Origin of the sequence: Domibacillus indicus (genome assembly GCF_023715895.1) — a bacterium.
Classification (GTDB): Bacteria; Bacillota; Bacilli; order Bacillales; family Domibacillaceae; genus Domibacillus; species Domibacillus indicus_A.
Genome location: NZ_JAMBOO010000003.1, coordinates 475,555 through 496,154, shown reverse-complemented (window position 1 = coordinate 496,154; position 20,600 = coordinate 475,555). Strand labels below are relative to the sequence as shown.

The window sequence follows — 20,600 nt, the reverse complement described above, 5'->3', positions numbered from 1 at the left end:
CCAACACGGGCATCCGTGTCTGATGAATAGTGAAGCTGCTCTTGATAATCGCCTGTCACTTCCTTCAGGACGTTCAGTTTTTCTTTGACAACTGGAAGGTGCGCAATCTGCGGCTCTTTTTCGATTGCCTCAATGACTGCTTCGCAGTAGGCTAGTTCATCTTGTACTTCGTTAGAAGTGGGCTTCGGCGGGAATTTTTCTTTTATGGATTCATCAAACTGATACACCGCTTTTCGAACGTTTCTTGATTTTTCCTGCAGAAATTCCTTAGGTGATTTTTGATTGTAGCGTGCTTTCGTATGGGTAGCGTCTACAATAACCGTATGGTTTTTGATAATTTCTTTTTCAAGGGCAATCTCAACGGTCTTTCCAATAAGCATATCTAATAAGCCCGCGTCTTGAAGCCGAAGCTTGCGGAACTTTGTGAGCAGGCTTGCGTCAATCACGGGATCTTCCGGTGCCATGCTTAAAAAATATTTAAAGGACATGTCATATTTTGAGCGTTCAACGACATCCACATCGGACAAATCGAAAATGGCTTTTAGCAGTAAATATTTAAACATGCGGACCGGCGGGACCGCCCTCCGTCCATTGTTCAGGCAATATTTTTCCTTAAGTTCTTCTAGAATAAAAGAAAAGTCTACCAGCTCATTTATTTGGCGAAGCATATTTTCTTTTGGCACAACGATATCGTAAATCGCCGCAAACGGGCTTAGTATAAGTGTTTCTTGATTTGAAATCATTGGAAGCACCACCTGTATGTATTGAATTTATTATAAATGAAAAAAACCAGGTATTCGACGATTCAATCGTCGAATACCTGGTTTGGTTAAAACTATCTAGACTTTTTCAGTGCCCTCCTCTAGAGAGGCTGGTGTTTTTGTTTGCCTGTACACCGGCATATTATGTTTTGCTTCTTTCAATTTTTTCGTATATACCGGCCAATGTCTTTTCGAATTTTCCGGTTGCCTTCGGTTCAAAATAACGTTTATGCTTTAAGGTATCCGGCAGATAAGACTGTGCGATCCATCCGCCGTCAAAATCATGCGGGTACTGATAGCCGACTCCATGGCCCAGTTTAGCCGCACTTTTATAATGAGCGTCTTTTAAATGGTCAGGCACTGCACCTGACCGCCCGGCCCGCACATCGGCCAGTGCCGCATCAATCGCTTTATAAGCGGAATTGGATTTCGGCGATAAGCAAAGCTCTACTACTGCATTGGCAAGGGGGATACGTGCTTCCGGGAATCCGAGCCGTTCGGCCGCTTCGACAGCGGCCAGTGTACGTTCACCAGCCTGCGGGCTTGCAAGACCGATATCCTCGTACGCAATCACAACAAGACGCCGGGCGATGCTGACAAGGTCGCCGGCTTCAATCAAGCGGGCCAGATAATGAAGTGCAGCATTCACATCACTGCCGCGAATCGATTTTTGAAAAGCGCTCAAAACATCATAATGAGCATCGCCATCCTTATCATGGGCAAAACTTTTTTGCTGAAGACATTCTTCGGCTGTTTCGAGCGAGATACGAATGATCCCGTCTGCATCCGGTTTAGTGGACGACACAGCCAGTTCAAGCGCGTTTAATGAGCTGCGTACATCACCGCCGGAACCTTGGGCAAAATGAGTAAGTGCTTCGTCCGTGATCTCCGTTTTGAACATGCCAACCCCGCGCTCTTCGTCGCGCAGCGCTTCCGTTAACAGCCGCTTTACCGAATCGGGCCGGAGCGGCTTTACTTCGAAAATTTGGCAGCGGCTTCGGATCGCCGGATTTATCGCATGATATGGATTACTTGTTGTTGCGCCAATTAAAATAATCATGCCGTTTTCAAGAAAAGGCAGCAAATAATCCTGCTTGGCTTTATCAAGGCGGTGAACCTCGTCTAAAAGCAAAATGACGGTCCCGGACATTTTAGCTTCCGCAGCAACAATTTCCATATCTTTTTTGTTACTGGTAACAGCATTAAGCATGCGAAACGCATACCGTGTTGTGCCCGCAATGGCACTGGCAATCGATGTTTTGCCGGTACCAGGGGGACCGTATAAAATCATAGAAGATAATTTTTTGGCTTCAGTCATCCGCCTGATGATCTTGCCTTCACCTGTTAAGTGTTCCTGTCCGGCTACCTCATCAATGGTGCGTGGTCTCATTCGGTAGGCGAGCGGCTTCATATGAATCCCTCTTTCTCATTTGGTAGATTCACTGTACCATATCCCGAGTATTCCGGCATGTTTTTTGTACCTATAAAATGATATACTATAGGGATCATTGCATTAAAAAAGAAATGAGGCACAAATAAATGAGAATCTCAACTAAAGGAAGATACGGACTGACCATTATGATTGAACTGGCTAAACGCCACGGTGATGGGCCAACTTCTCTTCGTGTAATTGCTGGAGCCCATGATTTGTCGGAACACTACCTTGAGCAGCTGATTGCGCCGCTCCGCAATGCCGGGTTTGTCCGCAGTATTCGTGGCGCCTATGGCGGCTATGTGCTTGGACACGAGCCGCAGGACATTACAGCAGGCGATATTATCCGGGTGCTCGAAGGTCCAATCACACTTGTGGAGGGAATTGAAGACGAAGAGCCGGCGAAACGGGAGCTATGGATCCGGATTAGCGAAGCGATCAAGGGCGTTTTGGAAAATACAACACTCGATGACCTGGCGAATCACACCGTAACCGGTGAATCTGACGCATATATGTTTTATATTTAACGAGGTGTCAATATGGAACGAATTTATTTAGACCACGCAGCCACGTCGCCTGTTCATCCAGAAGCGGCCGCAGCGATGGCAGAAGTTTTAACCGAAACTTATGGAAACCCATCAAGCATTCATTCGTTTGGACGGGAATCGCGCCGGATTGTCGATGAAGCAAGAACCGTGATTGCTGCTACGATAAACGCCGGCTTTAACGATATCATTTTTACGGGGAGCGGTACAGAAGCAGACAATCTGGCCATTTTGGGTACCGCGCGTTCAAAAGGGTCGGGTCATATTATTACTACCACCATTGAACATCACGCGGTTTTGCATGCATGTGAAGCACTTGAGAGGGAAGGATTTGAAGTAACGTATCTGCCTGTCAATGAAGAAGGAATTGTATCCCTTTCAGCAGTAGAAGATGCGCTGCGGGAGGATACCATCCTTGTTTCTATCATGTATGGCAACAACGAAACGGGTGCTCTTCAGCCAATCGAAGCTATCGGACAGCTGCTTTCGGGCCATTCCGCTCTTTTTCACACGGATGCTGTCCAGGCATATGGTATCCTGCCAATTGATGTGAAAAAATTGAACGTCGACTTTCTTTCCGTCTCAGGACATAAAATTAACGGCCCAAAAGGTATTGGCGCTCTTTATGTTAAACCGGGAACAGCGCTTGCGCCGCTTTTATACGGAGGAGAACAGGAGCGTAAACGCCGTGCAGGAACGGAAAATACAGCGGCCATTGCCGGTATGGCGCAAGCCGCCAAAATCGCGGAACAAACACAGGAAGAACGAGCTGCCCGTTATATGGAAATGAAAAAGCTTTTTATCGATACACTTTCCGAGCAGAGCGCTTCGTTTTCAGTAAACGGCAAAGTTGAACATTCCCTGCCGCATGTGCTAAACTTGTTTTTTCCCGAAACAGATGTAGAAGCTTTTTTGGTGAACCTGGATATGGCTGGTATCGCCGCATCAAGCGGGTCGGCTTGTACAGCTGGTTCCATTGAGCCGTCGCATGTTTTAACGGCGATGTTTGGGGAGAATTCACCTAAACTTCGGTCGTCAATCCGCTTTAGCTTTGGGTTTAATAATACAACGAAACAAATTGAACAAGCCGCTCTTGAAACAGCGAAAATCGCGAAGCGGCTTCAATAGAAAGAGGATGAAGCAATGAAAGCACCGAAAGACACCCGTGTTGTCGTCGGTATGTCAGGAGGCGTTGATTCTTCGGTAGCGGCGCTTTTATTAAAAGAACAAGGGTATGATGTAGTCGGCATTTTTATGAAAAACTGGGATGATACAGACGAATTTGGTGTCTGCACGGCGACTGAAGACTATGAGGACGTTATTCGCGTCTGCAACCAAATTGGTATTCCGTATTACGCGGTTAACTTTGAAAAACAGTACTGGGATAAAGTATTTACCTACTTTTTAGATGAATATAAAGCGGGCCGGACCCCTAATCCGGACGTGATGTGCAACAAAGAAATAAAATTTAAAGCTTTTCTTGATCATGCGATGAAGCTGGGCGCTGATTACTTGGCAACTGGCCACTACGCGCGTATTGACCGTTCCGGCGGTGAAGTGAAAATGCTGCGCGGTGTGGATGATAACAAGGATCAGACCTACTTTTTAAACCAGTTGTCTCAAAGCCAGCTGGAAAAAGTAATGTTCCCTATCGGAGAGCTTGAGAAAAAACGAGTGCGGGAGCTGGCAGCAGAAGCCGGACTCGCGACTGCGACGAAAAAAGACTCGACTGGTATTTGTTTTATCGGCGAGCGCAATTTCAAAGAGTTTTTAGGCCAGTATTTTCCTGCTCAGCCGGGTGATATGGTTACATTCGATGGCCGTAAAATGGGCCGTCATGACGGACTCATGTACTATACAATCGGACAGCGGCACGGTCTTGGGATCGGCGGAAGCGGTGAGCCATGGTTTGTTGGCGGGAAAAATTTAAAAACAAACGAACTGTATGTTGTACAAGGCTTCCATCATGAATCACTGTACTCCGATTCGCTTGACGCTGTGCAAGTTGGCTTTACAACAAATGAACCAATGCCGGAGACGTTCCATTGTACAGCGAAATTCCGTTACCGCCAGGCAGATACCGGCGTGACGGTAACACAAACCGGAGACGGAACAGCGCGGGTCGTTTTTGATGAACCGGTTCGTGCGATTACCCCGGGTCAGGCGGTTGTACTGTATGATGGAGATGTTTGCCTTGGCGGCGGAACAATCGATAAAGTATATAAAGAAAACAAACAGCTCGATTATGTCGGCTGAATGCAGTCCGCTCCTCTCTACGTGGAGCGGTTTTCTTTGTTATAATAAAGAAAAATTGGGAGGCTTCACATGGATAAAAATCAGCAGGGTATTGAATTGTTACAAGAAGGAAAATGGGAAGAAGCACTTAAGCTTTTCACCGAGCAAATTGAAGAAAAGCCGGAAGAACCAGCTGCATATATTAATTTTGGCCATGTACTGGCTGAGATGAATGATGGGGAACGGGCATTAAGATTTTATCAAAAAGCGGTTGAGGTCGCCCCTGACTCGAGTTCAGCCCAATACGCGCTTGGCTCTTTTTATTTTACGAATGAGCGTTTTGAAGAAGCCGCGCAGCGCTTTGAAAGAGCCATCCGGAGCGGAATGGAAGAAGCGGATGCTTACTTTATGCTGGGGCTGTCTTTTTTATATTTGGATCAAACTGTGATGGCGCTGCCGTATTTAATGCGTGCGGTGGAATTGGATGAAGACGATGTGGAAGCGCGCTTTCAATATGCGCTTGCTCTGGCAAAAACAGAGCAGTATGAAGAAGCAGAGAAAAACATGCAAAAAGTCGTCGAGCAGGATCCTGAGCACGCCGATGCTTTTTATAACCTCGGTGTTTTATATGCCGGCCATTACGAACAAGCTGACAAAGCAGCTCAATTTTTTGATCGGGCGTTAGAGATTCAGCCGGACCATATGCTGGCAGGGTACGGCAAAAAAATGCTGGAAAAAGCAGAATAAAAAGAGGTGGTCAGCACCGTGCAGGAAAAACGGGATTTATTCACAGAAGGAGAGCAGTTTTTAAAAGGACGGCATATTGTCACGATTTTCCGGAACGATGAAAACTTTTATACCGTTCTGCGTGTCCGTGTGACCGAAACGGATGGAACGTATGGTGAAAAAGAAGCGGTGGTAACCGGGTATTTCCCTGCTGTCCATGAGCATGAAATGTATGAGTTTCGCGGTCATTTCAAAGATCATCCAAGGTTTGGGCGGCAGTTTATTGCCCGCACGGCTCAAAAAGAAATGCCGCAGACGAAGCAGGGGCTTGTGGCTTATTTATCCGGGGACTTATTTAAAGGCATCGGCAAAAAAACGGCTGAATCGATTGTAGAGATCCTCGGCGAGCAGGCGATCTCCAAAATTATTGCGGATAAAAGCTGCCTGCAAAACGTACCGCGCCTCCCGGCTGAAAAAGCGGATGTGCTGTACGATACGCTGATGAAGCACCAAGGGCTTGAGCAGATTATGGTGGCTCTGAATGAATTTGGCTTCGGGCCGCAGCTGTCTATGAAAATTTATCAAATGTATTACGAAGAGTCATTGAACGTCATTCAAGAAAACCCATACCGGCTTGTGGAAAACATCGAAGGAATCGGTTTTGTACGGGCTGATGAAATCGGTGCTCAAATTGGCATTAGCGGAGGGCATCCCGATCGCCTGAAAGCTGCGATTTTATATTCTCTTGAACAGCAGTGCCTTCAAGATGGCCACTGCTATATAGAAGCAGAAGAACTGCTGAAAAACGTAAAGGAGCTGCTCGATAAAAGCGCGAATGGCACAGCGGAATTCGAGGCGATCGCCAAACGGCTGATTGAGCTGGAGGAAGAAGGGAAAGTAGCCGGAGAAGAGCAGCGGGTTTATATGCCGTCTCTTTATTTTTCGGAAAAAGGGCTCGTCACCAACGTGCAGCGTGTCATGGAGCAGGAGCCTCATTCGTTTCCGGAGTCGGAGTTTTTGCTTGCGCTCGGTGAGCTCGAAGACCGTACCGGCATTTCTTATGCGCCTTCCCAGAAGGAAGCCATTCAAACCGCGCTTACTTCACCGGTGATGATTTTAACGGGAGGGCCTGGAACGGGGAAAACAACTGTTATAAAAGGGATTGTTGAATTGTACGGTGAACTTCATGGCTTATCGCTCGACCCGAAAAAATATGACAAAGACGAGCCTTTTCCAATCAAGCTATGCGCGCCGACGGGCCGCGCAGCAAAGCGGATGATGGAGTCAACCGGGCTTCCTGCTGTGACCATCCATCGGCTTCTTGGATTCAACGGACAGGAAGATCCGGAGGAAGAAGGCAATGCAGTTGGAGGACGGCTGTTGATTGTCGATGAAACGTCGATGGTAGATATATGGCTTGCCCATCAGCTGTTTAAAGCGATACCGGACGATATGCAGGTCATACTAGTGGGAGATGAAGACCAGCTTCCATCGGTTGGACCGGGGCAGGTATTAAAAGATATGCTTGCCTCAGGCGTCATTCCGTCCGTGCGGCTGACGGATATTTACCGCCAGGAAGAAGGCTCTTCCATTATCAGTCTGGCCCATAACATCAAAGACGGCGTGGTTCCGGAAACACTCACGGCTCCCCAGAAAGACCGTTCTTTTCTCCGGTGCGGAACCGGACAAATTGCGGATGTCATCGAAAAAGTCGTGAAAAATGCTGCGGGGAAAGGATATGAGCCGCGGGACATTCAAGTGCTCGCCCCCATGTATAAAGGACCGGCAGGCATCGATAAGCTCAACGAGGTGCTGCAGCAGGTGCTCAACCCAAACGAAGACGGCCAGCGAAAAGAAATTGCGTTTGGCCCGGTTAAATATCGAATTGGCGACAAGGTGCTGCAGCTTGTAAATCAGCCGGAGCAAAATGTATTTAATGGAGATATCGGAGAGATTGTCGCCATTTTTTATGCAAAAGAAAACACAGAAAAAGAAGACATGGTCATTGTTTCATACGAAGGCAATGAAGTAACCTATACACGCAATGACTTAAACCAAATTACACATGCGTTTTGCTGCTCAATTCATAAGTCGCAGGGAAGTGAATTTCCGATCGTGATTTTGCCGGTCGTTAAAAGCTATTACCGCATGCTGAGGCGGAATCTTCTGTATACAGCCATTACGAGAAGCCGGCAGTTTTTAATCCTGTGCGGCGAAGAAGAAGCGTTTCGAATCGGCATTGCCCGCAACGATGACCTGGTACGAAAAACAGGCCTTGCGGACCGGCTCTCCGGTCAAAAAGCCCCCGAAAAAGAAGCAGAAGCACTGACAGAAGAAACATGGATGTCGATCGATCCAATGATCGGCATGGAAGGTATTACGCCTTTCGATTTTATGGTGGTATAAGAGGGAGCCGTTTCGGACATACTGATGGCAAAAACAGGAGGGATCATCGTGCAATCATGTCCGAACTGTGGAAGCCGGGAAGTAGGTCGTATCGGCTCCGACCATTATTACTGTCATGACTGCTGTGTGGAAATGTCCGAGCTTGAAGGCGGCCTTGTGATTCACCAAGTAGAAGAAGACGGGACACTTGTTCAGATTGATGAGTGGTCTTGAGTCATTGACAAACGTCCCATTCCTTTTTATAATTCGGGTATATGAATTGTGACAAATCGAAGAAGGACAGGAGTACATCATAGCCCATTCAAAGAGAGAAATATTCATGGCTGAGAAATATTTCGGATGAAGAATGATGGAAAGCTGGGTCCTGAGTGCAGCAAACACTGCCGTCTGCCGCGTTAAGGCATTTGAGAGGCGAATTCCAGTGAAGGAATTGGCAATCAGGGTGGTACCGCGAACAAGCTTCGTCCCTGTTAGGGGATGGGGCTTTTTTTGTTGTCTTTTTTCGGTTGTGTACATACGATAAGGAGGATTTTGATCATGAAAACATTAACAGGTGCGGAGATCCGCCGCCTTTATCTAGACTTTTTCCAGGAAAAAGGACACCGTGTTGAACCGAGCGCGCCGCTTGTACCGATTGACGATCCAAGTCTGCTCTGGATTAACAGCGGGGTGGCAACACTAAAAAAATATTTTGACGGGCGTATTATTCCGGACAATCCGCGTATCACAAACGCGCAAAAGTCGATCCGGACGAATGATATTGAAAATGTCGGTAAAACGGCGCGTCATCATACATTTTTTGAGATGCTTGGCAACTTTTCGATCGGTGAATATTTTAAAACGGAAGCGATTCACTGGGCATGGGAGTTTTTAACAGACGAAAAATGGATCGGTTTTGATCCGGAGAAACTGTCTGTTACGATTCATCCAGAAGATGAAGAAGCGTATCTTATTTGGAAAAACGAAGTGGGTGTGCCGGACGAACGGATTATTCGTTTGGAAGGAAACTTCTGGGATATTGGTGAAGGCCCATCTGGTCCGAACACGGAAATCTTTTATGACCGCGGCGCCGAATATGGAGATGACGAAAACGATCCCGAGTTATATCCCGGCGGCGAAAATGAACGTTATTTAGAAGTATGGAATCTTGTATTCTCTGAATTTAACCATAATCCAGACGGTACTTACACACCGCTTCCAAAGAAAAATATTGATACAGGTATGGGTCTTGAGCGCATGGCTTCTGTTGTGCAAAACGTGCCGACCAACTTCGATACCGATCTTTTTATGCCGATTATTCGTGAAACAGAGCGGGTTTCGGGTGAACAATACGGGGTGGATCCGGAGAAAGACACAGCATTTAAAGTGATTGCCGACCATATCCGTACGGTTGCATTTGCGATTGGTGATGGTGCGCTGCCATCAAACGAAGGCCGCGGCTACGTGCTTCGCCGTCTTCTTCGCCGTGCTGTACGTTATGCAAAGCAAATTGGCATTAACCGTCCATTTATGTATGAACTTGTACCGGTTGTCGGTGAAGTGATGAATGATTATTATCCGGAAGTATCAGAAAAATCGGCGTTCATTCAAAAAGTCATCAAAAATGAAGAAGAACGTTTCCATGAAACGCTTAACGAAGGGCTTGCCATTCTTTCAGCTGTCATCAAAAAAGCGAAAGCGGCCGGTTCGAATACCATTGAAGGCGCGGATGTTTTCCGTTTATACGACACGTATGGCTTCCCGGTTGAATTGACGGAAGAATATGCGGAAGAAGAAGGCATGAAAGCGGACCACGCCGGTTTTGAACGTGAGATGCAGCAGCAGCGTGAGCGTGCACGTGCCGCTCGTCAGGATACCGAGTCCATGCAGGTGCAGGGCGGTGTGCTGTCCTCTGTGAAAGAAGAAAGCACCTTTACGTATGACCGATTGACAGTCGATACAACTGTAGCGGTTTTAATCAAAGACGGTGTTCTTGTTGAGGAAGCGCACGAAGGGGAAGAAATTCAATTTATTCTAAAAGAAACGCCATTTTACGCAGAGAGCGGCGGTCAAATTGCCGATAAAGGAACTGTAGAATCGGAAACAGCCCGTGTTGTGGTAAAAGATGTGCAAAAAGCACCAAACGGCCAAAACGTTCACAATGCGGTCGTGGAAAGCGGAACATTGTCAGCGGGAAGTGCGGTTACAGCAAAAGTAGATGTACTGTCGCGCGGCAAAATTATTAAAAACCACACAGCTACACACTTAATGCACCAAGCATTAAAAGATGTACTTGGCACACACGTAAACCAAGCGGGATCTCTCGTTGAACCAGACCGCCTTCGCTTTGACTTTTCGCATTTCGGCCAGGTAACAGCAGATGAGATTGCCCAGGTAGAAGCGATTGTTAACGAAAAGATCTGGCAAGGGATCGCGGTGGAAACAGCGTTTAAGCCAATCGCGGAAGCAAAAGCGATGGGAGCGATGGCCCTGTTCGGCGAGAAATACGGCGATATTGTCCGGGTCGTTTCAGTTGGCGATTACAGCCTTGAGCTTTGCGGTGGCTGCCACGTAGTGAACACAGCGGAAATCGGCTTGTTTAAGGTTTTGTCTGAAAGCGGCATTGGTGCAGGGACACGCCGGATCGAAGCGGTAACAGGCGAAGGCGCATTCCGCTATTTGAATGAGCAGGCAGCTGTATTAAAAGAAGCAGCGTCAAAACTAAAATCCAATCCGAAAGATATTTTAACGAAATTGGACAGCCTGCAGACAGAAATGCGTGAACTGCAGCGTGAAAATGAATCACTTTCAAAGAAATTGTCAAACATAGAAGCAGGCAGCCTTACCGATAACATCGAAACAGTGAATGATGTACAGCTTCTCGCGGCAAAAGTGCAGGCAGCTGATATGAATGCTCTTCGGACAATGGCGGATGAGTTAAAGCAAAAAGTCACACCAGGTGTCATTGTGCTGGTTGCTGAAGCAGATGGCAAAGTAAACGTCGTCACAGCGGTGACAGGCGATTTAACCGAAAAAGGCTTCCATGCTGGAAAACTAGTGAAGGAAGTGGCTGGATGCCTTGGCGGAGGCGGTGGAGGCCGTCCAGATATGGCACAGGCAGGTGGAAAAGACCCATCGAAAATTGACGAAGCACTGCAAATTGCCATTGAATGGGTGAAATCCATTTGAATATGTTGTCATTTGTTGTACAATGAAACATATCGTACAGAAGCGGGCATGTAAAATCCGCCTGAAGTGAGGTGCTGACAGTGAGTTCTTTTGACAAGACGATGCGGTTTAACTTTCCAGAAGAGCCGTATGAAGAAAATGTAAAAGAAGTGCTGCTAAAGGTTCATGGCGCACTGGAGGAAAAAGGGTACAATCCGATCAATCAAATTGTCGGCTATTTGCTTTCCGGAGATCCGGCTTACATTCCGCGTCACAATGACGCCCGGAATTTAATCCGCCGGCTTGAGCGGGATGAAATTATTGAGGAGCTTGTCAAAACGTACCTGAAAGAACAGCAGGAGGAACCTACATCATGAGAACTATGGGCCTTGACGCCGGCACAAAAACAATCGGCATTGCCGTCAGCGACGCACTTGGCTGGACAGCACAAGGCATTGAAACGATAAAGATCGATGAGGCGGCAGGCGAATTTGGTCTTGATCGGATCGGCGAGCTTGTGCGGGAGCACGAAGTGAGCAAATTTGTTGTCGGCTTTCCGAAAAACATGAATAATACAGTAGGGCCGAGAGGAGAAGCTGCAAAGATGTTTGCAGGTCTTCTTGAGGAATCCTTTAACCTTCCGGCTGTACTGTGGGATGAGCGGCTGACAACAATGGCAGCAGAACGAATGCTTATTGACGCAGATGTAAGCCGGAAAAAAAGAAAAAAAGTAATTGATAAAATGGCTGCGGTGATGATTCTGCAAGGATATCTCGACAGCCAAAAATGATGAGGTGACCATTGATGGAACATGGTGAAAAGCAAATCACAGTAATTGACGACAACGGTAATGAACAGCTTTGTGAAGTTTTATTTACTTTCCACAACGATGAATTTGACAAGTCCTACGTGCTTTACTTCCCAGTAGGCGCAGAAGAAGATGATAACGAGGAAATTGAAATTCATGCTTCTTCTTTTACGCCGGGTGACGAAGGAGAAGACGGAGAGCTTCAGCCGATCGAGTCGGATGAAGAGTGGAACATGATCGAAGAAATGCTTAACACATTTCTTGATGACGAAGAACAAGAATAATCAGCAGGAACAGGCGCTAAAATAAGCGCCTGTTCTTTTTCTTTTGGGCATCATTCTTGTATACTATAAAAAGAAAATGGTGTCGAAAGGAGATTTTTATGTCGAATGATATTTTTCTGCCGCCTTCAGGGCGTAAAAGGCGGTTGAAAAGAGCAGTTTTAATCGTGTTTTTTTTACTACTTCTGCTGGCAGCAGCGCTTGCGGCGGGAGCTTATTACGTTTGGAAAAGCGCATCAGGCCCTGCAGATGCAGGAAATGATAAACAAGTGAATGTTTCCATTCCGCTTGGTTCAAGCCTGTCTTCCATTTCACAAACGCTTGAAGACAAAGGCATTGTAAAAAATGCAATGCTGTTTAAATATTACGTAAAGTATAAAGGCGAAGGTGATTTTCAGGCGGGAGAATATGTGTTGTCTCCTTCCATGACCCCTGACGCCATTATGGCTTCCTTAAAAGAAGGGAAAGTACTGGGAGACGGCAGCTTAGCCATTCCGGAAGGCTATCAGCTGGCTCAGATTGCGGAGCTGATCGCTGCGCAAACGAACCGGGAAGCAGAAGACGTGCTGGCTGTGCTGAACAGCGAAGCATTTATTCAAAAAATGATGACAAACCACCCTGCGCTTGTCACAAACGCAGTGATGAATGAAAATATTCGCTATCCGCTCGAAGGCTATTTGTATCCGGCGACTTATGATATAGAAAATCCGGAAAAGCCGGTTGAAGAGATCGCAGAAGAAATGATTGCCAAAATGGATGAAATCGTACAAGGCTATTCTGCTCAAATTAAAGCATCCGGCATGACAGTTCACGAATTTTTAACATTTGCTTCACTCGTCGAGGAGGAAGCAACCGGTAAAACAGATCGCAAAAAAATTGCCAGCGTCTTTTATAATCGAATGAAAGCAAACATGCCGCTGCAAACAGATCCAACAGTGCTTTACGCGAAAGGAGAGCATAAAGATCGAGTTCTATACGAAGACCTCGAGGTGGATTCTCCTTATAATACGTACAAAGTCAAAGGCTTAACGCCAGGACCGATCGGCAACAGCGGCATTGATTCGATGGAAGCCGTGCTGTCACCTGAGCAAACAGATTTCCTTTACTTCCTTGCTTCACCGGCAGGAGATGTTTACTACTCAAAAACACTCGAGGAACACAATAAATTAAAAGCAAAATATATCACAAACGCCGAGTAAAAAAGCGCACATAGATTTTCCGCGCTTTCTATGATAAAATAGTTCGGGCGCAAAAAGACACGGGAAAGCTTTCATAGCTTTCTCTTTTTCTTAGAAAAGAGGGTATTATTACCATGAACGACAATATACATGGCTACATTGAGTCATTGCTTCAGCCGCGGACGGGTTTGCTCGCAGAAATGGAGCAATATGCGGCCGAGCACCGCGTTCCGATTATGGAACCGGTCGGCATGGACACACTGCTGGCTGTCATGAAGCTTCAAAAGCCTGAGCGTCTGCTTGAGATCGGGACGGCGATCGGGTATTCGGCTCTTCGGATGGCAGAAGCGGTTCCGGGGCTGCACATTACAACGCTTGAGCGTGACGAGGACCGATTTAACAAAGCTACTCAATACATCAGCCAGTCAGGCGAGCAAAACCGGATCCGAATCCTGTTAGGCGATGCGCTTGAACTAGCGGAACAGGCAGCGGAAGACGGACCGTTTGACGCCATCTTTATTGATGCGGCAAAAGGACAATATCGCCGCTTTTTTGAATTATACGAACCGATGTTAAAGCCGGGCGGCGTTATTTATTCAGATAATGTGTTGTTTAAAGGGTACGCTGCTGGAACAGATGCACCGTCGAAACGTCTTGAGAAAATGGCACAAAAAATTATGGATTACAATCAATGGCTGATGACGCATCCTGGCTATGATACATCTATTATCCCAGCCGGTGATGGCATTGCCATCAGCACAAAACGGAGTGAAGAAAAATGAAAAAACCAGAATTGCTTGTGACACCGGGCAGTGTTGATGAACTGATTAAACAAATAGAAGCAGGTGCTGACGCTTTTCTTATTGGAGAGCAGCGGTATGGTCTGCGCCTTGCGGGTGAGTTTACCCGTGAAGAGGTAAAGGAAGCCATTTGCATTGCGCATGAGCATGGCAAAAAAGTATATGTGGCAGTTAATGCCCTTTTTCATAACAATATCGCGAACGAACTTGATGAATACGTAACGTTTGTTGAACAAGCAGGTGCTGATGCTATCGTATTTGGTGATCCGGCTGTTATTATGGCCGTTCGGGAAACAGGCGCGGCGATTCCACTGCATTGGAATCCGGAAACAACGGCGACCAATTACTACACAGCGAACTACTGGGGCAAACGCGGAGCTGTTCGTGCCGTACTTGCCCGGGAACTCAGCATGGATGCGGTTATTGAAACGAAAGAACAGGCGAATGTTCAAATTGAAGTGCAGGTTCATGGGATGACATGCATGTTCCAGTCAAAGCGTCCTCTTCTAGGTCATTACTTTGAATACATGGGCAAAAATATGGAAATCGAAAAGCGGCAGGGTGCGAAAAACATGCTGCTTCACGATCCAGAACGCAGCAACAAATACCCTATTTATGAAGATGCAAATGGCACTCATATTATGAGCCCGAATGATATGTGCATTATTGATGAACTGCAGGAACTTGTAGAAGCAGGTATCGATTCATTTAAAATTGACGGTGTGCTGCAAACAGAAGAATATCGTCTTGAAACAACGAAATTGTATCGGAAAGCGATTGATCTTTGCGTAGGTCAGCCGGATCAATATGAAGATGAAAAAGAGGACTTGCTTGAAGCTGCGGAAGCACTTCAGCCTGAGCACCGTCCGCTTGATTCAGGCTTTTTCTTTAAAGAAACGGTTTATTAATAAAGGAGGAAACGGAAATGAACGGATTGATAAACGATGCGATCTCCGAGATCGTCGACGGCAAACGGGTCATTGTGAAAAAGCCGGAGCTTTTGGCGCCGGCCGGAACACTTGAAAAGCTGAAAATCGCCGTCCGTTACGGAGCGGATGCGGTATATATTGGCGGTCAGGAGTATGGCCTCCGCTCAAATGCCGGCAACTTTACATTTGAAGAAATGAAAGAAGGCGTTGAGTTTGCTAAAGCCTACGGAGCAAAAGTGTATGTAACGACCAACATTTTTGCGCATAATGAAAACATCGACGGCCTCGAAGACTACTTGCGTGGAGTGGGTGAAGCTGGTGTTACGGGTATTATCGTAGCGGATCCGCTTATTATTGAAACATGCCGCCGTGTAGCGCCGAACGTGGAAGTTCACTTGAGCACACAGCAGTCTCTTTCAAACTGGCGTGCAGTGAAATACTGGAAAGATGAAGGTCTTGACCGTGTTGTTCTTGCCCGTGAAACAACTGGGGAAGAAATGCGCTTAATGAAAGAAAAAGTCGATATTGAAATTGAAACGTTTATTCACGGAGCGATGTGTATTGCTTATTCAGGCCGCTGCGTACTGAGTAACCATATGACTGCGCGCGACTCCAACCGTGGCGGCTGCTGTCAATCATGCCGCTGGGATTATAACCTGGTAGAGATGGAAGACGGTGTTGAAACAGCAATCACGCAGGAAGGCGATTCACCGTTTGCGATGAGTCCAAAAGATTTGCGTCTGCTGCAGTCTATTCCGGGACTGATTGAACTGGGCATTGACAGCTTAAAAATTGAAGGCCGCATGAAATCGATTCACTATGTAGCAACAGTAGTCGGTGTATATCGGAAAGTAATCGACGCATACTGTGCAGACCCTGAAAACTTCACCATCAAAGATGAGTGGCTTGAAGAACTGGAGAAGTGTGCTAACCGACCGGCAGCACCAGCATTCTTTGCAGGAACACCAGGAGCTGACGAACAGCTTTTCGGCGTTCATGGCAAGAAAGCGTCCCACGATTTTACAGGTCTTGTTGTAGATTACGATGAAGAAACACAAATCGTTACACTGCAGCAGCGTAATTTCTTCCGTCCAGGCGATACAGTGGAGTTTTTCGGGCCAAAGATGGAAACCTTCCAGCAAGTAATCGGTACGGTTGTGGACGAAGACGGAAATGAACTGGATGCAGCGCGCCACCCGCTTCAAATTGTCCGTTTCAAAGTAGACCGTCCTGTTTCAAAAGATGATATGATGCGGAAAGGGCTGTGACATTGATGAGTAAAAAGCCGATTGTCATCGGCGTCGCGGGCGGATCAGGCTCTGGTAAAACCAGCGTTGCCCGTGCGATACATGATTATTTTCAAGATGGTTCGATTATGATGATCGAGCAGGATTACTATTATAAAGACCAATCACATCTAACGTTTGAAGAGCGGTTACAAACAAATTACGACCATCCGCTTGCATTTGATAATGACCTGCTGATTGAACAGGTAAATGAGCTGATCAATGGCCGGCCTGTTCAAAAGCCGGTCTATGATTATGCACAGCACACGCGCTCTGAAGAAACAATTCCACTCGAGCCGAATGACGTGATTATTTTAGAAGGCATTCTAGTACTTGAGGATGAGCGCCTGCGTGATTTAATGGACATAAAACTGTTTGTAGACACGGACGCGGATTTGCGGTTTATCCGTCGCCTGACGCGCGATATAAAAGAGCGGGGTCGTTCGCTGGATTCCGTGATCGAACAGTATACAGAAGTTGTGCGGCCGATGCACAACCAGTTTATCGAGCCGACGAAGCGATATGCGGATGTGATTATCCCAATCGGCGGAGAAAACAAGGTAGCCATTGATTTATTAATTGCAAAAATACAAACAATTCTTGAACAAAAAGACATTTTATAGTATGTTTTTAGAAAACAGGCATACAATGGGAAAAACGCGCGCCTTCTCTAAAGCAGAAGGGGCGCGCTCATATTTAAGTGCTTTTTTTGGTGAACATTAAAGGAGTGGAAGAAGTTGTCGAACGAAAAAGTATACCCGATGACACGAGAAGGTAAAGAAAAACTGGAACAAGAGCTTGAACATTTAAAAACGGTTAAGCGTAAAGAAGTAGTGGAGCGCATTAAAATTGCCCGCAGCTTCGGCGACCTGTCAGAGAACTCTGAGTATGACTCAGCAAAAGAAGAGCAGGCGTTTGTAGAAGGCCGGATCGGCACAATTGAGACGATGATCCGCAATGCAAAAATTATTGAAGACAGTGCAATGAATGCAGACGAAGTATCGCTTGGCAGAACGGTTACATTCATTGAACTTCCTGATGGCGAAGAAGAAAGTTATACAATTGTTGGAAGCGCGGAAGCGGATCCATTTGAAGGGAAAATTTCAAATGACTCTCCTATTGCCAAAAGCATGATCGGCAAACGCGTGGGTGACAAAGTGATTGTTCAAACACCTGCTGGTGAAATGAACGTAAAAATCGTTTCCATTGATTAACATAAAAAAGCGCAAAAGGCGCAGGCCTTTTGCGCTTTTTTGTGTAAAAACATTTATCCGTTAAACGAGACATGTTAAAATGAAAGCGGAATGAGGAGGAGAAGCAAATGGAACAATCGTCGCGTGCTCAGCGCAAAACGAAGCGGAGAAAAACAAACCGCATTTTAAATACAGCCATTGCGGTTGTGGTACTGCTTATTGTAATCGTTGGATTTACCATCTTTGCCGGTGGAAATGACGAAGAAACAGCAGCGCCGGAAAAAGCGCAGGAAACAAAGCAGGAACAAACCACTGCCGTATCTGATGAAGAAACAGAAAAAGAACAGGCTGCTGAAACGACAGAGGAACCGGCTGAAACAGACGAGCAGACTGAAGAAGAGAAAGCAGCAGAAAAGACGGAAGAGCAAACTGAAGACAAAACAGAAGATAAAGAAGAAGTAGTGGTTTCAGAAGGCACAGAACCGAATGTGGAACAAGATATCGTCGATCCAAACTGGGAAGGAGTAGGTACGGCTCAATCAGGAGAACATACCTCTTCATTCGAAACGGATTCAACTGACTGGCAGGAAAAGGAGCAAGCCTTATCTTATGCAACAGGAATTCCACAAGAAAACATGACCGTTTGGTATATTAGCGGAAATGGACCTCAAGCAGCGATCGGAACCGTTTCTCCCAAGTCAAACCAGGATGAAGCGTACCGCGTGTACATTGAATGGGTAGACGGCGAGGGATGGAAGCCGACAAAAGTACAAAAGCTTGAAGAAAATGATAAAGGCCGCTAAAAACCCGCTTTGCCGGCGGGTTTTTTTGCGGAATTAAAAAAGGAGTGCAGCAAATGAAAGCAGCGATTATTGGTGCAATGGAAGAAGAAGTAACCATTTTACGTGGTGAAATGAAAAACAAGGAAGTGAAAATCATTGGCGGCAGCGAGTTTACAATCGGCGAGCTGCGCGGTGTTGAAACGGTTTTGCTTCGCTCAGGGATCGGTAAAGTAAATGCGGCGATGACAACAGCTGTTTTGATTCATGAATTCAAGCCGGATGTGTTGATTAATACGGGTTCCGCCGGCGGTTTGTCTCCCGAACTGCAGGTAGGAGATGTAGTCATTTCAACTGAAGTCCGCCACCATGATGTCGACGTAACGGCTTTTGGCTATGAATACGGACAGGTGCCGCAGCTTCCAGCCGCTTTTACAGCTGATGAGAAACTGATTAATATCGCGTTTCAAGCATCCGAAGAGGATACGGAGCTGAAAACGGTAAAAGGATTGATTGCGACAGGGGATTCGTTTATGAATGATCCGGCACGTGTACAGGCAATTGCCGATACCTTCCCTGGCCTTCAGGCAGTTGAAATGGAAGCGGCCGCCATTGCACAGGTGGCTCACCAGTTTGGCGTGCCGTTTGTGGTCATCCGGGCACTTTCTGATATTGCAGGAAAAGAATCGAATATTTCGTTTGAACAATTTTTGCCGAAAGCCGGGCTTCACTCCGCTAACCTTGTGATGAAAATAGTCGAGCAGCTTCAAGAGGAGAAGTAATCCAATACAAAAAGCATCTTTTATGATAAAGTATTCGTAAGAAACAAGGCGGATGAAAAGGGAGAGATGTCACAAAATGATTATGATGATTATGGGGCTTCTTTTAGCTACAGTGACAGGTGTTATGATCTCTGTTTCAATCGATTGAGGAAAAGTGATTTGAAGGGTGCTCCAGATCTTTTGGAGCCCTTTTTTGTTTTGCTTGAAGCCGCTTAAATTCCTGCATCATTTTAGCAAGGGCTCTTTTTTCAATTCGGGAAACATAACTTCTGGAAATGTTCATTTTGGCCGCAATTTCACGCTGCGTTTCATCTTGATCATTTGTTAAGCCATAGCGGGCAGCGATTACGGACAGTTCTCGTTCATCAAGAACGGAGAGGCACTTTTTCATTTGTTCAATATCCATTTGAAGGGAGAGGCGGCCTGCGACGTCTTCGTCTTCTGTTTTAAGTAAATCAAGAAGGCTGATTTCATTTCCTTCTTTGTCGCGGCCGACTGGATCATAAAGTGATACGTCCTTCTTTGTTTTTTTTAAGGAGCGGAAGTGCATCAGAATCTCATTTTCTATACATCTTGCCGCATAAGTGGCAAGCTTAGTTCCTTTTTTTCCGGAATAGCTTTCGATGCCTTTGATCAGGCCGATGGTCCCGATAGAAATCAAGTCTTCTGTATCGTGATGGGTTTTCTCGAATTTTTTCACAATATGGGCTACTAAACGGAGATTATGCTCGATCAGCTTGGCCCGGGCATTGCGGTCTCCCTGTTCATGAAGCGCCAGGTACTTTCGTTCATCTTCCGCACTCAGCGGCTGAGGAAACGCATTATGTTTTACATAAGAGACGAAAAAAACCGCTTCCTTCAACAAAAAAGAGAGAGCGGCTGCTAGTTCAATCATGATGATCCCTCCTTTATAGGCATCATATTCGGAGGGGGAGACGGCTATTCCTTTTTCGCTTTTTTTTGCGATTGGATTTCCCGCCGCTTCATTTCTTTTTCTATCAGAGCTAGAAAGTCATCATTTAATTTTAGTTTTGTTGCTTTTTTATAAGAAGAAAGAAGTAGGTGATCGGATAATGAGTGCAAGGTCTGTCATCTCCAATATCATTAATTAATTATTTTTTTCAGTTTAACAAAAAAAACCATTAAGAACAATTGTTCTTTTTTCCACAGGATCCAGTGGATAAGTGAGGATAATGAATAGAATAACTAGATTAAACCCTTGAAACAGCTGTGTTAATTTGTGAATAAGGTTATCCACAGAGTAGGATAATGAGAAATATGTCGAAAAGTTTTCGTTCTTAATATTACTTTG

22 protein-coding genes and 1 other annotated feature are annotated in these 20,600 nt (G+C 46.0%); of the genes, 18 read left to right on the top strand and 4 right to left on the bottom strand.

The window, feature by feature from the left end:
• The coding region (locus tag M3221_RS08905) for a transposase (protein WP_251271106.1) at positions 1-743 on the bottom strand (743 nt) is incomplete at its 3' end.
• 160 nt (positions 744-903) lie between these two features.
• On the bottom strand, positions 904-2,178 hold the full coding sequence (locus tag M3221_RS08900) for a replication-associated recombination protein A (RefSeq protein ID WP_251271131.1): 1,275 nt from the start codon (positions 2,176-2,178) through the stop codon (positions 904-906).
• Between the two features lie 122 nt (positions 2,179-2,300).
• Between M3221_RS08900 and cymR the strand changes: the two genes are divergently transcribed.
• The 18 genes from cymR (at position 2,301) to mtnN (ending at position 19,288) form a co-directional block, all read left to right on the top strand.
• Complete coding sequence (gene cymR / locus M3221_RS08895) at positions 2,301-2,720, top strand: cysteine metabolism transcriptional regulator CymR (RefSeq protein WP_242233371.1); 420 nt, start codon at positions 2,301-2,303, stop codon at positions 2,718-2,720.
• A 12-nt stretch (positions 2,721-2,732) separates the two neighbouring features.
• Positions 2,733-3,866, top strand: a complete 1,134-nt coding sequence (locus M3221_RS08890) for a cysteine desulfurase family protein (protein WP_251271105.1) — start codon at positions 2,733-2,735, stop codon at positions 3,864-3,866.
• A gap of 15 nt (positions 3,867-3,881) precedes the next feature.
• Positions 3,882-4,994, top strand: a complete 1,113-nt coding sequence (gene mnmA / locus M3221_RS08885; RefSeq protein WP_251271104.1) for a tRNA 2-thiouridine(34) synthase MnmA — start codon at positions 3,882-3,884, stop codon at positions 4,992-4,994.
• A gap of 69 nt (positions 4,995-5,063) precedes the next feature.
• A complete protein-coding gene (locus M3221_RS08880; protein ID WP_251271103.1) occupies positions 5,064-5,720 on the top strand; it encodes a tetratricopeptide repeat protein in 657 nt (218 codons plus the stop codon).
• An 18-nt stretch (positions 5,721-5,738) separates the two neighbouring features.
• Entirely contained in the window at positions 5,739-8,105 is a 2,367-nt protein-coding gene (recD2, locus tag M3221_RS08875) for an SF1B family DNA helicase RecD2 (RefSeq protein WP_251271102.1), read from the top strand.
• A gap of 48 nt (positions 8,106-8,153) precedes the next feature.
• Positions 8,154-8,318: a hypothetical protein gene (locus M3221_RS08870; protein ID WP_242233376.1), complete on the top strand. Its 165-nt coding sequence runs from the start codon at positions 8,154-8,156 to the stop codon at positions 8,316-8,318.
• Positions 8,319-8,368: 50 nt separating this feature from the next.
• Positions 8,369-8,577, top strand: a binding site (T-box leader).
• 65 nt (positions 8,578-8,642) lie between these two features.
• Positions 8,643-11,273: an alanine--tRNA ligase gene (gene alaS, locus M3221_RS08865; RefSeq protein ID WP_251271101.1), complete on the top strand. Its 2,631-nt coding sequence runs from the start codon at positions 8,643-8,645 to the stop codon at positions 11,271-11,273.
• A gap of 80 nt (positions 11,274-11,353) precedes the next feature.
• The gene (locus M3221_RS08860) at positions 11,354-11,629 is read left to right on the top strand and encodes an IreB family regulatory phosphoprotein (RefSeq protein ID WP_242233378.1); all 276 of its coding nucleotides are present in this window, start codon (positions 11,354-11,356) and stop codon (positions 11,627-11,629) included.
• Positions 11,626-12,042: a Holliday junction resolvase RuvX gene (ruvX, locus tag M3221_RS08855; protein WP_251271100.1), complete on the top strand. Its 417-nt coding sequence runs from the start codon at positions 11,626-11,628 to the stop codon at positions 12,040-12,042. The genes M3221_RS08860 and ruvX overlap by 4 nt, the downstream gene beginning before the upstream one ends.
• Before the next feature lie 14 nt (positions 12,043-12,056).
• Positions 12,057-12,344 (top strand): DUF1292 domain-containing protein, encoded by a 288-nt coding sequence (locus M3221_RS08850; RefSeq protein WP_251271099.1) that lies wholly within the window; start codon positions 12,057-12,059, stop codon positions 12,342-12,344.
• A 98-nt stretch (positions 12,345-12,442) separates the two neighbouring features.
• Positions 12,443-13,540: an endolytic transglycosylase MltG gene (gene mltG / locus M3221_RS08845; RefSeq protein WP_251271098.1), complete on the top strand. Its 1,098-nt coding sequence runs from the start codon at positions 12,443-12,445 to the stop codon at positions 13,538-13,540.
• Between the two features lie 113 nt (positions 13,541-13,653).
• Positions 13,654-14,301 carry an O-methyltransferase gene (locus M3221_RS08840; RefSeq protein WP_251271097.1) on the top strand — a complete coding sequence of 216 codons (648 nt, stop codon included), beginning with the start codon at positions 13,654-13,656 and terminating at the stop codon, positions 14,299-14,301.
• Positions 14,298-15,227 carry a peptidase U32 family protein gene (locus tag M3221_RS08835; RefSeq protein WP_251271096.1) on the top strand — a complete coding sequence of 310 codons (930 nt, stop codon included), beginning with the start codon at positions 14,298-14,300 and terminating at the stop codon, positions 15,225-15,227. Before M3221_RS08840 ends, M3221_RS08835 begins: the two co-directional genes overlap by 4 nt.
• Before the next feature lie 17 nt (positions 15,228-15,244).
• Positions 15,245-16,516: a peptidase U32 family protein gene (locus M3221_RS08830; RefSeq protein WP_242233384.1), complete on the top strand. Its 1,272-nt coding sequence runs from the start codon at positions 15,245-15,247 to the stop codon at positions 16,514-16,516.
• Between the two features lie 5 nt (positions 16,517-16,521).
• Positions 16,522-17,157, top strand: a complete 636-nt coding sequence (gene udk / locus M3221_RS08825) for a uridine kinase (RefSeq protein WP_242233385.1) — start codon at positions 16,522-16,524, stop codon at positions 17,155-17,157.
• 114 nt (positions 17,158-17,271) lie between these two features.
• Positions 17,272-17,748, top strand: coding sequence for a transcription elongation factor GreA (gene greA, locus M3221_RS08820; RefSeq protein ID WP_251271095.1), 477 nt, complete (start codon positions 17,272-17,274; stop codon positions 17,746-17,748).
• 107 nt (positions 17,749-17,855) lie between these two features.
• Positions 17,856-18,530, top strand: a complete 675-nt coding sequence (locus tag M3221_RS08815) for a YrrS family protein (RefSeq protein ID WP_251271094.1) — start codon at positions 17,856-17,858, stop codon at positions 18,528-18,530.
• A 53-nt stretch (positions 18,531-18,583) separates the two neighbouring features.
• Entirely contained in the window at positions 18,584-19,288 is a 705-nt protein-coding gene (gene mtnN / locus M3221_RS08810; protein ID WP_251271093.1) for a 5'-methylthioadenosine/S-adenosylhomocysteine nucleosidase, read from the top strand.
• 136 nt (positions 19,289-19,424) lie between these two features.
• On the opposite strand, the gene sigK is transcribed toward mtnN, so the two are convergent.
• Both sigK and sda read right to left on the bottom strand, forming a co-directional pair.
• A complete protein-coding gene (gene sigK / locus M3221_RS08805) occupies positions 19,425-20,183 on the bottom strand; it encodes an RNA polymerase sporulation sigma factor SigK (protein WP_251271092.1) in 759 nt (252 codons plus the stop codon).
• A gap of 44 nt (positions 20,184-20,227) precedes the next feature.
• Positions 20,228-20,371, bottom strand: a complete 144-nt coding sequence (gene sda, locus M3221_RS08800) for a sporulation histidine kinase inhibitor Sda (protein WP_251271091.1) — start codon at positions 20,369-20,371, stop codon at positions 20,228-20,230.
• Positions 20,372-20,600: the final 229 nt, after the last annotated feature.

Excerpts from the sequence above, each read along its gene's own strand:
- cymR (WP_242233371.1), top strand. The coding sequence starts at position 2,301 with ATGAGAATCTCAACTAAAGGAAGATACGGACTGACCATTATGATTGAA.
- M3221_RS08890 (WP_251271105.1), top strand. The coding sequence starts at position 2,733 with ATGGAACGAATTTATTTAGACCACGCAGCCACGTCGCCTGTTCATCCA.
- mnmA (WP_251271104.1), top strand. The coding sequence starts at position 3,882 with ATGAAAGCACCGAAAGACACCCGTGTTGTCGTCGGTATGTCAGGAGGC.
- M3221_RS08880 (WP_251271103.1), top strand. The coding sequence starts at position 5,064 with ATGGATAAAAATCAGCAGGGTATTGAATTGTTACAAGAAGGAAAATGG.
- alaS (WP_251271101.1), top strand. The coding sequence starts at position 8,643 with ATGAAAACATTAACAGGTGCGGAGATCCGCCGCCTTTATCTAGACTTT.
- ruvX (WP_251271100.1), top strand. The coding sequence starts at position 11,626 with ATGAGAACTATGGGCCTTGACGCCGGCACAAAAACAATCGGCATTGCC.
- M3221_RS08850 (WP_251271099.1), top strand. The coding sequence starts at position 12,057 with ATGGAACATGGTGAAAAGCAAATCACAGTAATTGACGACAACGGTAAT.
- mltG (WP_251271098.1), top strand. The coding sequence starts at position 12,443 with ATGTCGAATGATATTTTTCTGCCGCCTTCAGGGCGTAAAAGGCGGTTG.
- M3221_RS08840 (WP_251271097.1), top strand. The coding sequence starts at position 13,654 with ATGAACGACAATATACATGGCTACATTGAGTCATTGCTTCAGCCGCGG.
- M3221_RS08835 (WP_251271096.1), top strand. The coding sequence starts at position 14,298 with ATGAAAAAACCAGAATTGCTTGTGACACCGGGCAGTGTTGATGAACTG.
- M3221_RS08830 (WP_242233384.1), top strand. The coding sequence starts at position 15,245 with ATGAACGGATTGATAAACGATGCGATCTCCGAGATCGTCGACGGCAAA.
- udk (WP_242233385.1), top strand. The coding sequence starts at position 16,522 with ATGAGTAAAAAGCCGATTGTCATCGGCGTCGCGGGCGGATCAGGCTCT.
- M3221_RS08815 (WP_251271094.1), top strand. The coding sequence starts at position 17,856 with ATGGAACAATCGTCGCGTGCTCAGCGCAAAACGAAGCGGAGAAAAACA.
- mtnN (WP_251271093.1), top strand. The coding sequence starts at position 18,584 with ATGAAAGCAGCGATTATTGGTGCAATGGAAGAAGAAGTAACCATTTTA.
- sigK (WP_251271092.1), bottom strand. The coding sequence starts at position 20,183 with ATGATTGAACTAGCAGCCGCTCTCTCTTTTTTGTTGAAGGAAGCGGTT.